At 66.5% G+C, this 17,510-nt stretch carries 10 protein-coding genes; 3 read left to right on the forward strand and 7 right to left on the reverse strand.

The genetic code is table 11. From position 1 onward, the window contains the following. Positions 1 to 151: 151 nt before the first annotated feature. The 5 genes from E1263_RS08555 to E1263_RS08575 are packed head-to-tail and all read right to left on the reverse strand — an operon-like array spanning position 152 to position 9,511. A complete protein-coding gene (locus E1263_RS08555; protein WP_132166653.1) occupies positions 152 to 1,444 on the reverse strand; it encodes a ricin-type beta-trefoil lectin domain protein in 1,293 nt (430 codons plus the stop codon). A 38-nt stretch (positions 1,445 to 1,482) separates the two neighbouring features. Further along, on the reverse strand, positions 1,483 to 2,394 hold the full coding sequence (locus E1263_RS08560) for a CE1 family esterase (protein WP_202868786.1): 912 nt from the start codon (positions 2,392 to 2,394) through the stop codon (positions 1,483 to 1,485). A gap of 10 nt (positions 2,395 to 2,404) precedes the next feature. Continuing rightward, a complete protein-coding gene (locus tag E1263_RS08565) occupies positions 2,405 to 6,463 on the reverse strand; it encodes a ThuA domain-containing protein (RefSeq protein WP_165956550.1) in 4,059 nt (1,352 codons plus the stop codon). Between the two features lie 42 nt (positions 6,464 to 6,505). Further along, on the reverse strand, positions 6,506 to 8,011 hold the full coding sequence (locus tag E1263_RS08570) for a non-reducing end alpha-L-arabinofuranosidase family hydrolase (protein WP_132166654.1): 1,506 nt from the start codon (positions 8,009 to 8,011) through the stop codon (positions 6,506 to 6,508). A 12-nt stretch (positions 8,012 to 8,023) separates the two neighbouring features. Continuing rightward, entirely contained in the window at positions 8,024 to 9,511 is a 1,488-nt protein-coding gene (locus E1263_RS08575; RefSeq protein ID WP_202868787.1) for a glycoside hydrolase family 10 protein, read from the reverse strand. A gap of 439 nt (positions 9,512 to 9,950) precedes the next feature. On the opposite strand from E1263_RS08575, the gene E1263_RS08580 reads away from it, so the two are divergent. The 3 genes from E1263_RS08580 to E1263_RS08590 all read left to right on the forward strand — a co-directional run bounded on the left by E1263_RS08580 (position 9,951) and on the right by E1263_RS08590 (position 13,710). Continuing rightward, entirely contained in the window at positions 9,951 to 10,949 is a 999-nt protein-coding gene (locus tag E1263_RS08580) for a glycoside hydrolase family 5 protein (RefSeq protein ID WP_202868788.1), read from the forward strand. 83 nt (positions 10,950 to 11,032) lie between these two features. Further along, on the forward strand, positions 11,033 to 12,520 hold the full coding sequence (locus E1263_RS08585) for an amino acid adenylation domain-containing protein (RefSeq protein WP_132166656.1): 1,488 nt from the start codon (positions 11,033 to 11,035) through the stop codon (positions 12,518 to 12,520). Continuing rightward, on the forward strand, positions 12,517 to 13,710 hold the full coding sequence (locus E1263_RS08590) for a ferredoxin reductase domain-containing protein (RefSeq protein WP_132166657.1): 1,194 nt from the start codon (positions 12,517 to 12,519) through the stop codon (positions 13,708 to 13,710). Before E1263_RS08585 ends, E1263_RS08590 begins: the two co-directional genes overlap by 4 nt. A 64-nt stretch (positions 13,711 to 13,774) precedes the next feature. Here E1263_RS08590 and E1263_RS08595 read toward each other — a convergent pair whose 3' ends face one another. Together E1263_RS08595 and E1263_RS08600 are read right to left on the reverse strand one after the other, a co-directional pair. After that, positions 13,775 to 15,106 carry an extracellular catalytic domain type 1 short-chain-length polyhydroxyalkanoate depolymerase gene (locus E1263_RS08595; RefSeq protein WP_132166658.1) on the reverse strand — a complete coding sequence of 444 codons (1,332 nt, stop codon included), beginning with the start codon at positions 15,104 to 15,106 and terminating at the stop codon, positions 13,775 to 13,777. Beyond that, positions 15,103 to 17,466: a ricin-type beta-trefoil lectin domain protein gene (locus E1263_RS08600; RefSeq protein WP_132166659.1), complete on the reverse strand. Its 2,364-nt coding sequence runs from the start codon at positions 17,464 to 17,466 to the stop codon at positions 15,103 to 15,105. Before E1263_RS08600 ends, E1263_RS08595 begins: the two co-directional genes overlap by 4 nt. Positions 17,467 to 17,510: the final 44 nt, after the last annotated feature.

Below are 17,510 nucleotides of genomic sequence, written 5' to 3' on the forward strand. Positions count from 1 at the left end.
CCCCCCACCTACGCCCCGATCAGCCCTTGCCGCCGGGGCTCGAACGCCTGACATTCTCCGGTAGTCGGCCGACAAGTTTTGGCGGCTGAGGGGACCGCGGACACCCGGTTGGGTATCCGCGGCCCCCAGTAGGTGTGGGTGGTTCAGCGGGTCAGGCCTTGGACCAGCGCTGGTTGGGGTTGTTGGTGCAGGTCTGGACGGATGCGGGCGAGCCGTTGGCGGTGTTGCTGGCGGTCAGGCACAGGCCGCCTTGACCGGTGATGGTGCCGTTGTCGTTGAGGTTCCACTGCTGGTTGGCGCCGCCGGTGCAGTCCCAGATCCGGGACGCGCTACCCGGTACGGCGTTGGCTGGCGCCTCGAGGCATTTGCCCAGCACCTGCAGGGATTGAGCGTTGCGGGTGAACTGCTGGTTGGCGTTGGTGTGGCAGTCCCAGACGACCGTCGCGGTGCCGTTGGCCGAGTTCGCGCCGGTGACGTCCAGGCAGCGGCCGGCGGACTCGCTGCGCAGGCGGAAGCTGGTCGGCGTCGGGGTGGTGTCGCCGGTGAAGAACTTCCACACCTCGCCCTTGACCCAACTGCGGGCACCGCTCTCACACCCCGCGCAACCGTCGACCGGCCCCTGCTGGTGGCCGCCGTCGAAAGCAGCCCAGACCACCGGATACCCAGCGCGGCATCCCGAGTAGGTGGTCGTGATGTGCGTGCGGCTGCCCGACGCCGGTTCGCGCGGACTCTGCGCCGTACAGCCGTTGTTGCGGACGAACCTGTCCCGCAGCCCGCGACCGCCGCCGATGTTGTCCGAGATGCCGTGGATTCCCATGTAGGCAAAGGGTTGCGTGCCGCCACTGCACCCGCTGATACCACCAGGGGCAGCGATTGCGGCGACCGCGCGGAAGGTCGTTGCTCTGGCGCAGGCGAGGGCGTAGCTCATCGCGCCGCCGTAGCTGAAGCCGAGGGCGAAGCGCTGGGTCGAGTCGACGCAGAGGTCGCTCTCGATCCGCCGGATCATGTCGTCGGTGAAGGTGACGTCCTCACCACCGGAGTTGCCCCAACCGTTGTTGAGGCCTTGCGGCGCGACGAAGATCGCGGTGTTGTTCGCCAGCGCCTTAAGGCCGTAGTGGGCGTAGACCTCGCCGTCGCTGCCACCGCCGGCGACCTGCTGCATCGTGCCGCCCAGCCAGTGGAATCCGAAGACCAGCCGGTACTGCGTGTTGTTGTTGTAGTTGTCGGGGACGCTCAGGATGAAGCTGCGGTTCTTGCCGTTGCTCTGGATGGTGTAGGTGCCGCTCCGCAGCGTCGGCGCCTTGCCACAACCGGGAGACCCTGCAAGCGGAACAGCGTCCGAGGACGCCGGCGCTGGCTTGGCTTCGGCCACCCCCGCGCCGGACAGGACCAGCGCGGCGACCGCGAACGGTGCCAGCCAGCGGCGGAGAAGATGTTGTTTCATGAAGTGCTCCTGTTCTCTGCGTCGTCGTTCACGTTCGGCTACGAACCGACACTGGTGAAGAAGTTCCACACCGCTGGGGCGGTCCAGGTCCGCCAACCCTCGCCACCACCGTCGATGGGACCAGGGCCGTGGCCGCCGTCGAAGGCTGCCCAGACCACCGGATACCCGGCTCGGCATCCCGAGTAGTTCGTGATGATGTGCGTGCGGCTGCCCGACGCCGGTTCGCGCGGGCTTTGCGCCGTACAGCCGTTGTTCCGGACGAACTTGTCGCGCAAGGACCGCCCGTTGGAGATGTTCAGCACCGAGTCGTTGATGCCGTGAATTCCCATGTAGGCAATCGGCTGGCTGCCGCCGCTGCATCCGCTCAGTTGCGCGCCGGAGTAGACCGCGACCGCGCGGAAGGTCGTCGCCCGGGCGCAGGCGAGGGCGTAGCTCATACCGCCGCCGTAGCTGAAGCCGAGAGCGAAACGCTTGGCCGTATCGACGCAGAGGTCGCTTTCGATCCGGCGCATGATGTCGTCGGTCAGCGTCACGTCCTCGCCACCGGAGTTGGCCCAGCCGTTGCCGATGCCCTGCGGTGCAACGAAGATCGCGCTGTTGTTCGCCAGCCGCCGCTGTCCGTAGTACGACCAGTTGTAGCCGTCGGTTCCGCCCGAGTCGACGTCACCGGCGGTGCCGCCGCGCCAGTGGTATCCGAAGATCAACCGGTACTGCGTATTGCGGTTGTAGTTGTCGGGCAGCCTGAGGATGAACGTTCGGTTCTTGCCGCTGCTCTGGATGGTTTTCGTGCCACTGGTGAGCGTCGGCGCCTTGCCACAGCCCGCGGACGCGGCCAGCGGAGCAGCCGCTGCGGGTGCCGGCTGGGCTTCGGCAGGCCCAGTACCGCCGAAGATCAGCGCTGCGGCGATGATCGGGGTCCACCATCGTGCACGGCGATGCGTCATGGTCATAGCGGGCTCCTCATGGTCGGGTCCAGCGTTGGTTGGTGCCGCCGTGGCAGGTCCAGACGATCAACTGGGTGCCGTCGGCCGTACTGGCGCCATTGGCGTCGAGGCATTTGCCCGACTGGCTGTTGAGCAGCGCTCCGTTGGCGGCGGCCGTCCACTTCTGGGCGGCGCTGCCGTTGCAGGTCGATAACTGCACCGGTACGCCGTTCGTCGTACCGGCGGCGGTCATGCATTTGCCGAGGGCGCGAAAGGTGTCACCGGCGGCAGCGGTCCATTGCTGGTTGGCGCCGTTGGTGCAGGTCCAGAGCTGGATTTTGGTGCCGTCCGCGGTGCTGCCGCCGCTCACATCCGCGCACTTACCGCCCGGACCGGTGATCGGCCCAGGGACCGGACCGGCGCCGCCAAGCTCCTTGATCCGGACGTTGCGGAACGACACATCGTCGCCGGTCCCGTGGTTCTGAAGGGCGATGTGGCCCGAGGTCAGCGACCGCACCGGGTCGGTGTTGGTGAAATCGTTGATCTTCACGCCGTTCAGGAACACCTGCAGCCGCTCGCCCTCGACGAGCAGTTCGTAGGTGTTCCACTCCCCCGGCGAGTTGAGTGCGGCGTCGCGAGCCGCGAGGTCGGCGCCCTTGACGCCGTAGATCGACCCGGTCGTCTTGTCCGGGGTGTCGGTGGCGTCGATCTGCACCTCGTACCCCTGGGTGAGGGCGGCGTTCGGGTCGCTGCCCGCCGGGAATCCGATCACCACACCGGAGTTGTCGTCGCCCGGCATCCGCCAGTCGAGCTTCAGCGAGTACGAGCGGAACTCCTTGGCGCCGTACCAGAGCATGCCCATCCCACCGGAGGAGGTCAGCGTGGCGTCACTGTTGGCGAAACTACCCGGGCCGGCCTGCGACCAGCCAGTGGTGGATCCGTTGTACAGCGTCGTGTAGCCGGTCTCGGGCCGGCAATCCGCCTTCGTCCGGTTGGCGGCGTACCGGATGCCACCGAGGACCTGCGACCGGAAAGCTGGTTCGGCATAGCTGGCTTGGGTGTGACCGTTGCCGGTGTAGAAGGACCGACCGGCTTGGACGTTCTTGCACCAGGTGATCGGATGGTCGCCGCCCATGGACCCACCCGAGTACGTCGATTCGTCCAGCGTGGCAAGCACTTTGGCCGACGAGCGGGGGTTGGTGCGGAAGTTGTACCACTCGTCGGTGCGAGTCCACGTCTGGCCGAGGTGCGCGGTCGCCGCGTGTGCTCGGCTCTCGACGCGCTCGGTCGCCTGCTGGATCGCAGGATGCGAGGCGAAGTACGCGCCGACCAGCTCGCCGTAGAACGGCCAGTCGTGTTCGGTGTCCGCGGCCGAATGGATACCGACGTAACCACCGCCGCCCCGGATGTAGGACTCGAACGCAGTTTGCTGGGTGGCGTTGAGCACGTCGCCGGTGTTGTTGAGGAAGACCACCGCCTCGTACCGCGCCAGGTTCGACGTACTGAAGGCGTTCGCGTCCTCGGTCGCGGTGACTGTGAACCCGTTGGCCGAACCGAGCTCGCGGATCAGCTGGATGCCTTGTGGGATGGAGTCGTGCCGGAACCCGGCGGTCTTGGAGAACACCAGAACGTCGTACGGCGGATCAGCCGCGGCGGTCGTCGTGCCGAAGGTGAATGCGTCCACGTCGAACAGGTAGCCCGTACCGCTGCCTGCGAACGTCAGGTAGAGCGTGCTGGTTCCGGCCGGGATGTTGGACAGCGAAGCGGAGACGTTGGTGAACGTTTCCCAGCCACCGGTGTTCGGAACGGTCGCAGTCCCCAGTACGGTGCCGGTCGGCGAACCGGTCCGCACCGACAGCGTGCCGCCCGAGCCGGCTGATGAAACCCTGGCGGTGAAGCGGGTCGCACCGGCGAGTGCATAGGGCTGGAAGGCGATCCAGTCACCGTTGTGGATGTCACCGACCGTCTTGCCACCCTCCGCAGTCGCCTTGTCGTACGACCTCGTACCGGACTGGCTGTTGTAGTGCTCCGCCTGGCGATGACGCGGCTGCAGGACGTGCTGGGTGTGGGTGGTGACCGCCGGCTGCCCGTTCGCGCCCTTGTCGGTGTATTCGGCGTCGAACACGGCGTACAGGTTCGCTGCTGTGTCGTGCTCACCGTCCTCAGGAATAGGCAGGTTGCCCGAGCAGCCGTTCTGCGACGTGATGAGGTGCGCATGGCTGTCATGTCCGAGTAGGTAGCTCAGCTTGACCCGGCTGCAGTCGATCGTGCCGTCCTCCGGGTCGGAGACGGTGATCGTGAACGGCTTGGTATCGCCGAAGCTGAACAGGCTGCCGTTCGCCGGGATATTCAGCGTGACCGTCGGCGCGGTGTTGCCGACAGAGATGATCACGCTCGCGTTGCCGGAGCGACCGGCCGGATCCGTCACGGTCAGCGTGGCCGTGAACTGGCCGTTGGCGGTGTAGGTGTGGCTCGGATTCGCCGCCGTGGAGGTGCTTCCGTCGCCGAAGTTCCAGGCGTAGCTCAGCGCGCCGCCCTCGGGGTCCGTGGAACCGGCCGACGAGAACGTCACGGCCAGCGGCGCGGCGCCGGAGGTGCGATTGGCGGCGGCTCGCGCGACCGGTGCCTGGTTGCCGGCCGGGTTGTACTCGATGCGGTAGAGCGCCGAGCTCGCGTCGCCGCTCCCCCAGCCGGTGCCGTAGTCGAGAACGTACAGCGCGCCGTCCGGACCGAAGGTCGAATCCATGACCTGCGTACCGCGCCAGGGGAACGGATTGATCTGTCCGGCCGAACCGTCGGAGTTCACGTCGATGACCTTGAGCCAGCGCCGGCCGAACTCCCCGGCGAAGACGTGGCCGTCCAGGGCCGGCGGGAACTTGACCGTCGACGGATTGGCCGCGTCGTACCGGTAGACCGGCGCGCTCATCGGGGACTCCGACCCGCAGCCGAAGGCCGCGAGCGAGCAGTTGTCGTACTTGATCCACGCCGCGCGCGCAGCGGGCAGGTTGGTCAGGCCGGTGTTGCGTGGCGAGTTGTTGACCGGCGCGGCACAGTTGAACCGCGCCCCGGACGGCCCGGACGGGAACGTGTATTTCACATAGGTCTCGTTGGTGGTGTTCGTGCCGGTGCAGTACGGCCAGCCGTAGTTCCCGGCCGACGTGATCCGGTTGAACTCGACCTGGCCGCCAGGGCCGCGGCTGGCGCTCGTCGTACCGGCGTCGGGTCCGTAGTCGCCGAGGTAGACCACGCCGGTGCCCTTGTCGACGTTCATCCGGAACGGGTTGCGGAAGCCCATCGCGTAGATCTCCGGGCGGGTGCGCGCGGTGCCCGGCGGGAACAGGTTGCCGGCCGGGACCGAGTACGACCCGTTCGCGTTGACCTTGATCCGCAGCACCTTGCCGCGGAGGTCGTTGGTGTTGCCCGCGCTGCGTTGCGCATCGAACGCGGGATTGCGGTTGGTGCGCTCGTCGAGCGGCGCGTAGCCGTCCGAGGCGAACGGATTCGAGTCGTCGCCGGTGGACAGGTAGAGGTTGCCTGCGGCATCGAAGTCGATGTCGCCACCGACGTGGCAGCACATCCCTCGGCTGGTCGCCACGTCCAGTACGGTGACCTGGCTGGCCGTGTTCAGAGTGAAGTCGGCGTTCAGGGTGAAGCGCGACAGCCGGTTCACACCGTTCCAGACCGAGAAGTCCGTGCCGTTCTCCGGGGCGTCACCGCCCGGTGTGGACAGCGGCGGCGCGTAGTAGATGTAGATGAACCGGTTGGCGGCGAAGTTCGGGTCCGCCGCGATCCCCTGCAGGCCTTCCTCGTCGTGCGAGTAGACCTGCAGGTTGCCGATCACGTTGGTCGAGCCAGTTGCCGTCGTACGGCGCAGTGTTCCGTTGCGAGCGGTGTGCAGGACCGACCGGTCCGGCAGCACCGCCAGCGACATCGGTTCGCCCAACTCGGCCACCCCGCGGGCCAGTTCGACCTGCTGGAAGTCGGCGGGGTTGACGGCATGCGCGGCGGCCTCGGGCGCCGCGCCGATCACGTTCGCCGTCGCAGCGGCGACTATCAGAATGGCGGCGGCGAACGCCGCTCTCAGATTGATTCTCATCGCAGGTCACACCCTTGATCTGAGTCGGGCGGGAAGGGTTGATCAGCAGGAGTTCGTCTGGGCGAGCAGGCCCATTCGCCAGGGCAGCTTCAGGTAGTCACCACCGGCACCGGGATCCTGTCCCTGGTAGACGAACTGCAGCCGGCACGGATCGATGGTCAGCGTCTGATCGTTGCTTGCCCGGACCAGTTCGCCGTGGCTGATGTCCTGCGTCCAGGCACCGTTGGGGAAGGTGACGTTGTTGCGGCCGGCAAAGGGTTGGCTCTCGGTCGCAGCCAGCGGAGTCCAGTTGCCGGTGAGGCTGGTGGAGGTGAAGGACCGGAAGTACCGCCGTCCGGTGCCTCCGATCGCCTCCTGCATCAGCAGGAACTGGTTGGACCCGGCCACCTTGTACACGTTGGTCGCTTCGAACAGCGCGAATTTGGAGTCCGACAGCACGATCTGGGTGTTGCCGAACCCGTTCGGGAAGTTGGCCAGGGTGGTCTGGGCCCGATAGATGTGGCCGTTGTCGTCGCTGAAGAACAGGAAGCAGTTCGCGGTGTCACAGATGACCCAGAAGTCGATCCAGGTCCCGTCGCCCTTGTTCTGGCGCACGATGTCGGGCTCCTGGGCGATGAACGTCCGCGGTGCCGACCACGACCGCGGATCGGCCGGGTTGGTGCTCGTCGAGTACGTCGGCGGCGCGGTCTGGTAGACCAGGTACCACAGGTTCTTCGGCGCGAAGTGGAACAACTGCGGAGCCGCCCGATAGCCCGGACCGATCGCCGAAGCCGTGTCCAGGTAGGTGTGCGGAGCCGCCGCGGCCTGCGACCAGTCGCTGAAGTTGAAGTTCACCAGACCCCAACCGTTCGACCCCGCGGTGGTCGCGTAGACCAGCCACTGGTTGTTGTGCCGGACGACCGAGAAGTCCTTGATGGAGTAGCGGTTCGGGTGTTGCGCGTCGGCCTTGGGACCCGCCAGCACACCGCTGGACGACCAGCGGAAAGTGGACGGCAACGCACCACTACTGGTGACGCGAGCCAGCGACCACTGCTGGTTGGTACCGCCGCCGTCGGCACGCTGGACAAGTCTCGCCCCGTCTGCCGTGGATCCACTCGGGATCTCGAGTGCCTTGTTGCTGTTGCGGTTGATCAGCCGCACGTGGCCGTCGGACGAGTCAGCCAGCCGGAACTGCTGATTCGTTCCACTGTGGTCGCTCCACTGCACGATCTCGGCCCCGTCGGCGACCGAGGAGTTGGAGACGTCGAGCGCCTTGCCGGAGTGCCGTGCGCGCAGCCGGTAATAGCCGCCGCCGGAATCCACGAACTGGAACTGCTGGTTGGTGCCGTCGTGGCGCGCCCATTGCTGGGCCGCGGCGCCGTCGGCAGTGCCTGCCCCCGAAATGTCCACTGCTTTGCCACTCGCCCGGTTCACCAGGACGTACCAGGCGTTCGGATCCACGGTGGCTGCGTGGGCGGGAATCGCGCTGACGGCTGCCACCAGGCCGGCCACCAGGCCGGCCACCAGCGTTAGCGCCATTGCGAGCGCCATCGCTTTTATTCGCTGCATGTCAGTCTCCTCCTAGAGCCGCTGGAGCTGGAAGCGCTGGTTGGCGTTGCCATTGGCTGTCCACTGCGAGATGCGGGCGCCATCAGCGGTGGACGCCTCCCACACATCGAGTGCCAGGCCGCTCTGCCGGTTGACCAGACCCACGACGCCGTTGCCGTGGTCGGTGACCTGCCACTGCTGAGCAGTGGCATTCGTGTCCGGCTGCTGCGAGACCACCGCACCCGTGCTCGAGCTCGCCACCTGCAGAACCAGGCCGCTGTGTCGAGCCCGGATCCGGTAGTAGCCACTGCCGGAGTCGAGGAAGTCGAACTGCTGGTTGAGACCGCTGGTGGACGACCACTGCTGCAGTACGGCGCCGGCCGCGGTGGACGACCCGGCGATTTCGGCGGCCTTTCCGCTTTGCTGCGCGACCAGCCGGTAGTTGACACCGACCTGGATCGGGCTGCCGGTGGGTGTGCCGTTCAGCACCGTGAGGACGGCGTCGTACGCCTGCTTCTTGTTGCCGCTCCGGTCGAACAGCAACGGGTTGTCGTTGCCGCGCCAGGAGTCGCTGTCCCGCACGCCCCAGGTGGTGATCCCCTTGCAGCGCGGAACGTTCAGGCAGGCCCGAACGGTGTTGGCGTACGCGTTCGGTGCTGCCTGCGAGATGTCGAGCTCGGTCAGCTGCACGTCGACGCCGAGTGCGGCGAGGCTGGACAGCGTGGTCTGGAAGTTGCTGGGCGCACCACCGTTTCCGAAATGGGACTGCAGGCCCACACAGTCGATCGGCACACCGCGGGCCTTGAAGTCGCGGACCATCCGGTAGACGCCTTGGGTCTTGGCGGCGTTCCAGTCCTCGATGTTGTAGTCGTTGTAGCAGAGCTTGGCGCCGGGATCCGCGGCGCGAGCAGTCCGGAACGCCTCCTCGATGAACCCGGTACCGAGCACGTCGCGGAAGACCGAAGACCGGAGTTGACCGCTGTTGCCGTCGGCGAACGCCTCGTTCACCACATCCCAGGAATGAATCTGGCCGCGGTAGTGGCCCGCCACCTGCGTGATGTGGTTGTTCATCACGCCGCGCAGGGTGTTCGCATCGCGGATGGAGCTCACCCAGCCGGGCAGCTGCCCGTGCCAGACCAGCGTGTGGCCGCGCAGCAGTTTGCCCTGCGCCCTTGCGTGGTTGGCGATCCGGTCGCCGTTGCCGAACGTGAAGTTGTTGCGTGACGGCTCGGTGCTGTCCCACTTCATCTCGTTCTCGGCCGTGATCGACCCGAACTCGCGATTGAGGATCGTCGTGTACTGCGTATCGCCGAGCTTGCCGGCCGCAACCGCGGCGCCGAAGTACCGGCCGGACTGCGCGGCCGCAGCTCCGAGCGTGCTGGCAGCGTCGACGGTCGCGGACGCGTTGGGGACCAGCGCCAGCGTGCTGGCGGTCGCAAGTGCGCCGACCGCGAGGCCGAGCAGTGGACGGCGCCACCATCGGGCGACCATCACATCGGTCCGGGGGATCTGCGGTTTCATACTTCCTCCTTGGTCACTAAGGGCATACGGTGCTGACGGGAGCGCTCCCAAGCTCGCGTGGGCAGTGCAATGCAAGGCGGGGCTAGGACGGCAGCGGCGGGCGGGATCAGACCTGCGCTGTAAGCGAGCGCCTGGCGGCGGCGTCGAGCGGGCCGGTGGCAGCGATGGGCGGTTGAACCATGGGGACTCCCGGGGCGGTGGGTGTCGATCCGATCGGTCAGTTGCAGACCGTACGGGACGCATCACAGACAGCGCAATGCTTCAGTCTTACTGGCCTGGATACTTAAATGATTCAGTCTCATTGCGCCGAATGTTCGGGTCTGAACGTTCGTGCTTGCCTCTGATCAACGGATGGACAGGTCCCCGCTGACGGCAGATATTTCTTGCACATATCGCAACCCTCGAACCGCTCAGAAGGGGCGAGTACATGATCCGAAAAATGCTGAATCTCCTGGTGGTGTCAGCACTCGGGCTGACCGGCGTGGTCGTCACCACGGCGCCGGCCAGTGCTGCCACCAACCAGTTCCACGGCATGAACTGGGCTGTCCTGGGTGACAACTTCAACAAGAATCCGCTCGTCCTCCACGGCCTCAGCCAAAGTGACAGCAACGCGACCGTCCGCGCCAAGGCCAACGCCCTGTACGACGACATGGCGGCGGTCGGGGTCAACACCGTCCGGCTGCCGGTCAACACCCACACCGTAGGCACCGCCTGGTGGGAGGCCTACCGAGGGGCCATCGACGCGGCGACCGCGCGCGGCTTCAAGGTCATCCTGGCCTACTGGGAGGATGCTGCCGCTTCGGGCGGCAAGGTCACGAACTACACCGCCTGGAACACGATGTGGTCGCGAGTGACGAGCACCTACGGTTCCAACGCAGGAGTCTACTTCGAGCCGATGAACGAGCCGCACGGCTACAGCTCGACGGAATGGCGAAATGTCGCCGCCGAGTGGCTCAGGTACCACTACTCGGCCGTGCCCAGCCGGGTGCTGATCGGCGGTACCGGCTTCAGCCAGGATCTGCGGGACATCTGCAATGACAGCCGCTTCAACGGCACGCTGGTGTCCTTTCACACCTACGCCTTCTTCGCCGGCTCGATGACGTACGACGCTTGGCGCAGCTACATCCAGACCCGGCTGGGTAACTGCGGTTCGCGCGCGGTGATGACCGAATACGGCTCGCCGATGTCGAACGGCCTCAACTACGCCAACGCATCCAGCACCGACAACTTCGTGCGCTACCTGCGGGCCGCCACCCAGGTCATGCGGGACAACCAGATGGGTGGTACCTACTGGCCCGCGCTCGGTGGCAAACGCACCGACGGCGGCAGCTTCGACTGGTACTCGATGTTCGCCCTGAGCGGTAGCGGCACCAATCTCAATCTGGCTGTCCGCAACGCCTCCGGCCGCGACCGGATCAGGTACGGCTGGGGTTTGTAGACAGACAGCACGACATCAGAGCAAGGGCAGGTCGGCGAGAGCCGGTCTGCCCTTTCGGTTTCGCCCCGAACCAGGAGGTCGTCATGTATGACCAGCTCACTCCCGCCGACCGGATTCTCTTCCAGCACTACGGACACGGCCGCATCGACCGGCCGGCGTTCGGCCGTATCCACCACGCAATCGAGGCGCAGGCGCGCAACCATCCGCGGCTGACCGCGGTCGAACACCTCGGCGTCCGGCTGACGTACCAGGAACTCGACCAGCAGGCAGATCACCTCGCCAACCGGCTCGCCGTACTGGGAGTCCGGGCGGGTGACCGGGTCGGACTGTTCCTCACCCGCTCACCGCAGATGGTCGTCGGGATCCTCGCCATCCTGAAGGCCGGCGCCGCCTATGTTCCGCAGGACATCCGGATCACTCCCCCGCATCATCTGCGCCACGTCGTCAGCACGGCCGGCATCCGGGTCATCCTCACCACCAGCCAGTACGACGTACCGGCTGAGCTCGGCGAGATCGTCGCAATCGACACGGTCGCGGCCGAGGCCGAGGCCGACCCACCGCGAGCCGAGCAGGACGGCGAAGCAGCCGTGGTGATCTTCACCTCCGGCACCACCGGAGCGCCCAACGGCGTCCAGGTCACCCACGCCAACCTGTGCAACGTCCTGCTCACCGAGCCGGGATCCTTGGGCATCCGGCCCGGTGACCGGGTCGGGCAGTTGCTGAACATCGCGTTCGACATGGCCGCCTGGGAGATCCTCGGCACCCTCGCTCACGGCGGCACCTTGGTTGTCCGAGGCAACGACCTGGCCACGGTCGCAGCAAGTCTGAACGTCGTCATCGCCACGCCGAGCATCCTGGCCGGCCTGGACCCGGCCGCCTGCCCGGCGGTCCGTACCGTCGCCGTCGCGGGTGAACGATGCCCGGAGAATCTGGCCGTGGCGTGGTCGCGACGAGCAGCGTTTCACAACTGCTGTGGCCCGACCGAGGTCACCATCGTCAACACCGTGCAGCGCTACGACGGCGTACTGACCATCGGCCGGCCGGTCCCCAACACGACGGTCTACATCCTGGACGACGACCTGCGCCCCTGCCCGATCGGAGAGATCGGCGAGATGTGGGCCGGCGGCGCCTGTGTCACCGACGGGTATGTGGGTAACGAGGCGCTGACCGCCGAACGGTACCGGCCGGATCCGTTCCTCGGTGGCGCCCACAGGATGTTCCGAACCCGCGACCTGGCCCGGTGGACTCCGGACGGTCAGCTCGAACATCACGGCCGGACCGACGACCAGGTGAAGCTGCGGGGATTCCGCGTCGAGCTCGACGCAGTCACCTCGGCACTCGAGCAGACTCCGGGCTGCGCTCGCGCCGCCGCCGTACTGCACGACGACCGGCTGGTCGGTTTCGTCAGCCCGGCGACCGTGCAGCCGGAGGTGGCCCGGCGAGTCGTCGGGCAACTGTTGCCCTACTACTATTCGCCGACCCTGATCGTGGCGGTCGACAAGCTGCCGGTGACCGACCGCGGCAAGATCGATCGGCGTGCGCTGATGTCTCGGCTGGACACTGTCGCATGACTACTGAGCTCAGTCTCCCGGCCCCAGGACGGTCGTTGCGAGCACAGGTCAAGCGCCGTCCGTTCACCCATCACAACCGGCTCGCCGCCGCCGTCGTACTGATCAATGTCGCGTCGATCCCGATCGCCGATCCGTCGACGATGGTGCTGGCCAACTTCACTCTCGCGGTGCTGATCCGCCAGCAGTACGTGATCAATCTGCTGTTCTGGCTGGCGACCAGCGTGCCCACCCACTGGCCGCTGCGGATCCGGTGGACGATGGGCAAGATCTACCACTTCGGCGGTCTGCACGTCGGTGGATCGTTGTGCGCCACCGCATGGTTCCTCTTCACCGCCCCCTCCCTCGTCCTGACCTGGGTCATCCTGGCGCTGCTGCTCACGATGATCGTGCTGGCACTGCCGTCACTACGGGCCTGGCAGCACAACTGGTTCGAACGAGCGCACCGTTTCGGCGGCTGGTCCGTCCTCGCGCTGTTCGCACTGCACGCAGTGGAGACCGCCAGTACGGCGAGCCTCTGGGTACTCGCGGTCGTCGCTTTCAGCGTGCTGCTGCCCTGGCTGCGGTTGCGGCGAGTGCCGGTCCGGATCGAGCGGCCGTCGCGGCACGTCGCGCTGGTGCGGTTCGGGTACGGCGTGACGCCGTTCGCCGGATCATCCACCGCGGTGAGCCGGAATCCCTTGCTGGAGTGGCATTCCTTCGCCAATGTGCCGACGCCCGGACAGCCCGGGTTCCGGCTGACGATCTCGCGCGCGGGTGACTGGACGGGCGCCCTCATCGACGACGCTCCGCCGTACCTGTGGGTCAAAGGCATCCCGACCGCCGGGGTCGGCAACATCGACAAGCTCTTCCGCAAGGTCGTCTGGGTCGCGACCGGAAGCGGCATCGGCCCGTGCCTGCCGCATCTGCTCGCCGGTGATACGCCGTCACTGCTCGTCTGGTCGACCAGGCACCCACGCCAGACGTACGGCGACGCGCTGGTCGACGAAATCCTCGGCGCCCAGCCGGATGCGGTCATCTGGGACACCGACGCCGCAGGCAAACCGGACCTGCTCGCGCTGACCTACCTGGCCTATGTGCAGTCCGGTGCCGAGGCCGTCATCTGCATCTCGAACAAGTTGACCACCTGGCAGATCGTCGAGGAACTGGAGATGCGCGGCGTTCCGGCCTTCGGTGCGATCTGGGATTCGTGAGGAGCTGAGGTTGGCGCCGGACCACCGACAGCGGCGGTCCGGCGCCAATCTGCCACAGCGATCGTCAGGACAGTGCCCACTGCTGGTTGGCGCCGCCATGGCAGGTCCATAGTTGGATCTTGGCGCCGTTGGCCGTGCCTGCGCCGCTGACGTCGAGACAACTCCCGGATTGCACACCAGTGATGGTGCCGTTGCTGTTGCCGCGCCATTGCTGGCCGGTCGCGCCGCTACAGGCCGAGATGACCACCGGGGTGCCATTCGCGGTCTGGTTGTTCTGCGCCGTCATGCACCGCCGGTCGCCTCCGGTGTAGACGGTCAGCTCGTTCGACGCGGTGCGGGTCCAGGTCTGGTTGGGCCTGCCGTTGCAGTCCCAGATCTGCAGCTGCGTCCCCGGTGTGGTGCTGGCTCCGTTGACGTCCAGACACCTGCCCGCGGACACCGCCCGCACCGCACCGGTGGGCGAAGGCGGTACGTCGGACGTCAGGCCGAAGAAGGCGAGGGCCATAGCGGCCATGCCGGGCCTCGGCAGGTCGTGCCCGACGCCTTGCAGGCTAACGCCCTCGACCGGTGCGGTGCTCCCAGTACCGCCGTACCGAGTGCGGGTCCAGTTGACTTGTGGGCTGTCGGTGTACGTCGGGGTCTGGGTCAGGCCGTGCACGTTGGTCCACTGCTTGATCGCCTCCCCGTAGTTGGGATAGCGCAGCACGTCGTCCGCGGTGCCGTGCCAGAGCTGGATGCGAGGTCGTGGTCCGGTGTAGCCGGGGTACGCGGCGCGGGCCAGATCGCCCCACTGCTGTGAGGTCTTGATGACGTTGCCGCCTGCACAAGCACCGTTCCACGTGTTGGGCGGCGTGGTGGCGAAGCAAGTCGCCGGTACGCCGCTGAACGCCGCACCGGCCTTGAATACGTCGGGATAGTCGGCCAGCAGAACGTTGGTCATCATGGCGCCGGACGACGCCCCGGTGACGAACACCCGATCCCGGTCGCCCGAGCGGTTGGCCACCACCCAGTCGACCATCGACTTGATGCCCACCGGATCACTGCCACCGTCGCGACGCAACGCCTGCTGTGAGTAGACGTCGAAGCAGTTGCCGCTGCGGGTGGCCGTCGGGTAGATCACGATGAACCCGTACCGGTCGGCCAGCCGGGCGAACTCCGTGTTGTTGAAGAAGCTCTGTCCGGAGCCACCGCAGTGATGCACGGCCATCAGAATCGCCGGCTTGGCGGGCCTTTGGTCCGGGACGTAGACATGCATCCGCAGACCGCTCGGGTTGGCGCCGAAATTCGTCACCTCGGCCAAGGACGCCGCCGCGGCGGGCGTGGCCACGTGAACGAGAGCTCCGACGAGAACAAAGAGGGCCGCAAGGCAGCTCAGGATTGCGCGCCTGAGTTTCATGACAAAGTCCACTGCTGGTTGGCGCCGCCATGGCAGGCCCACAGGTGGATCTTGGCGCCGTTGGCGGTGCCGGCGCCGCTGACGTCCAGGCAGCTCCTGGACTGCACACCGGTGATGGTTCCGTTGGCGTTGAACTGCCACTGCTGGTTGGCTCCACCGGTGCACTGCGAGATCACGATCGCGGTGCCGTTGGCGGTCTGGTTGTTGAGGGCCGTCGCACACCGCAGGTTGCCGCCGCTGTAGACGGTCAGCTGACCCGTCGGCGTACGGGTCCAGACCTTGTTGGTCCCGCCGTCGCACGCCCAGATCTGCACCTGTGTCCCTGGGGTGGTGGTGTTGCCCGGTACGTCCAGGCACTTGCCCGCAGCCAGTGCGAAAAGCTCACCGGTGCTCGGACGCAGAGCGGGTTCGATCCCAGCCTGCGCTATCACCTGCTGAGCGGCGGTGGGCCACGCACCGCTCACCTGCACGTTGTCTCTGAGGACATTGTTGTGCGGCGATCCGGTGGCGACATTGATCGAGCCGGTGTTGTACCAGTTGCCGGCGAAGACGTTGTCGTTGGTGTTGTTGGTGGAGCTCGCGTTGGTGAAGGCGAGTACGCCGCTGTCGATCACCACGTTGTTCGACACCGAGACGTAGCGCGAACCCTCGTCCATATAGAGGCCGACCGTACTGCGGTTGTCATAGACGAGGTTGTGGTCGAACGAGCCGCCGGGGTTGGCGGACAGGTTGTAGAGGCTGCCGCCGTCGTGCAGTGACTTCTTGGTGCCGTGGACGACGTTGTACTTCACGACGGTCTCGCGCAGCGTCGTCGGCGTCGTGTAGACCTGCTGGTAGTCGTACAGACCGCGGTTGCGGTAGTCCTGGCTGCCGCCCGGGTCGTTCGCGCCCCAACCCCAGCCGATGTCGATCCCGTCGTACGCGAGGTTGGAGACCTCGTTGTGCTCGATCACGACGCGGGTCGCGTACGTCGACAGGATGCCCGCCATGTCCTTGTAGTCCTTCGCGACATCCGTCACCAGGTTGTTCTTGACCAGGATGTCGCGGTTGAGCATTGCGGGGTTGGACGGGTGGTGCGCGTCCGGCCGGACACCGCCGATCAGGATGCCGCCACCGGACAGATTCGTGAAGGTGTTCTGGGTAACGGTGATGTTCGAGGCGCCGAGACCGACCCCCGACTGGTTCGCGTTCGCGTCGTTGCCGATCCCGAGACCGATCTGGCCGAGGTGGCGGAAGGTGTTGTTGGTCAGGGTGATCCCCGTCGCCGCGGAGACCTGGACGGCGGCCGGGACCTGGCCCCAGCCGTTACGAGTCGCTTCGAACTGCCGGCAGCCCGACTGGCACGAGGTCAGGAAGTCGCCGGGCATCTGGTAGGCGGCCGGGATGAAGGCGCCGCTCTGCTGGTTCGCGTACCCGACATTGGTGCTCGGCTGAAGCCAGGTGGTGTGCTCAAAGACCATGTCCCGCATCGTGATGTCGCGGACCGGGTTCGCCAGGGTCCCGCTCACCTGCACCAACGACGTCAAGCGCGGAAGCACGATGTCGCGTCCCACCGGGGACTGGCCAGGCGCCGTTCGGTAGAAGAGCTTGCTGGCTTGTTTGTCGAGGTACCACTGTCCGGCGGTCCGCAGGAAGGAGTACGCGTTGTGCAGCGTCAGACCACCGCCGGCGAACGGCCTGGCGAGGGTGTCGTAGCCCCAGTTGTTGTTGTTCCAGGCGGGCTGCTGCATGGTGATCGTCGTACCGCTGATGCTCTGGACGGGCGAGTATCGGTCGGTGAACGAGTTGAGGCTCTCCAGCTCGATCCGGTTCTGCTGCGGCAGCGTGGCGAGGTAGTTCAGTGCGGAGTTCAGGATCGTCATGCCGCTGTTGGTGAACCGGACATCGTTGCGCGAGATGGAAATCGATGCCCGCGGCGCCAGCGTCCCGTCCACGTACAGCTGCCGCGAGTCGAGACCCTGCGGGACCGATGCGACCCAGATGTTCTGGCCTGCGTCCTGCTGCGTCCAGCCGGTCACCGGCAGACCGCCGGAAACGCTTGGGGTCGCGCCGGGGCTGGCCTGCCAGGTGACAGTGTGCCCGTTGCGTCCGGAGTCGGCGCTGGTGAGCTTCAACGGTTCGGACAACCGGTGGACTCCGCCTGCGAGCTCGATGATCACGTCAGCCTGGCCGGACTTGGCCCGCGCCAGTTCCTGAGCCTTAGCTAGCGTGCCGACCGGGCTGCCGGCGGTACCCGCGTTGAAGTCGTTGCCGTTGGGAGCAACGACGATCCGCACGACGTCGGCGGCTTGTGCCTGCGGTATGACGATCGCAGTTGGCGCTATCAGCGCCGCCAGCAACAAACTGGTCCTTCGATACATGGAGGTTCACCTTTCCGAGGGGCGGTTGGTACTCGGTGATCCCG

The organism is Kribbella antibiotica (assembly GCF_004349055.1).
In the GTDB taxonomy this organism is placed as follows: Bacteria; Actinomycetota; Actinomycetes; order Propionibacteriales; family Kribbellaceae; genus Kribbella; species Kribbella antibiotica.

Bases quoted from the DNA above. Each gene is read 5' to 3' on its own strand.
- E1263_RS08595 (WP_132166658.1), bottom strand. From the start codon at position 15,106: ATGAAACTCAGGCGCGCAATCCTGAGCTGCCTTGCGGCCCTCTTTGTT.
- E1263_RS08560 (WP_202868786.1), bottom strand. From the start codon at position 2,394: ATGACCATGACGCATCGCCGTGCACGATGGTGGACCCCGATCATCGCC.
- E1263_RS08580 (WP_202868788.1), top strand. From the start codon at position 9,951: ATGCTGAATCTCCTGGTGGTGTCAGCACTCGGGCTGACCGGCGTGGTC.
- E1263_RS08590 (WP_132166657.1), top strand. From the start codon at position 12,517: ATGACTACTGAGCTCAGTCTCCCGGCCCCAGGACGGTCGTTGCGAGCA.
- E1263_RS08565 (WP_165956550.1), bottom strand. From the start codon at position 6,463: ATGAGAATCAATCTGAGAGCGGCGTTCGCCGCCGCCATTCTGATAGTC.
- E1263_RS08555 (WP_132166653.1), bottom strand. From the start codon at position 1,444: ATGAAACAACATCTTCTCCGCCGCTGGCTGGCACCGTTCGCGGTCGCC.
- E1263_RS08575 (WP_202868787.1), bottom strand. From the start codon at position 9,511: ATGAAACCGCAGATCCCCCGGACCGATGTGATGGTCGCCCGATGGTGG.
- E1263_RS08585 (WP_132166656.1), top strand. From the start codon at position 11,033: ATGTATGACCAGCTCACTCCCGCCGACCGGATTCTCTTCCAGCACTAC.
- E1263_RS08570 (WP_132166654.1), bottom strand. From the start codon at position 8,011: ATGCAGCGAATAAAAGCGATGGCGCTCGCAATGGCGCTAACGCTGGTG.
- E1263_RS08600 (WP_132166659.1), bottom strand. From the start codon at position 17,466: ATGTATCGAAGGACCAGTTTGTTGCTGGCGGCGCTGATAGCGCCAACT.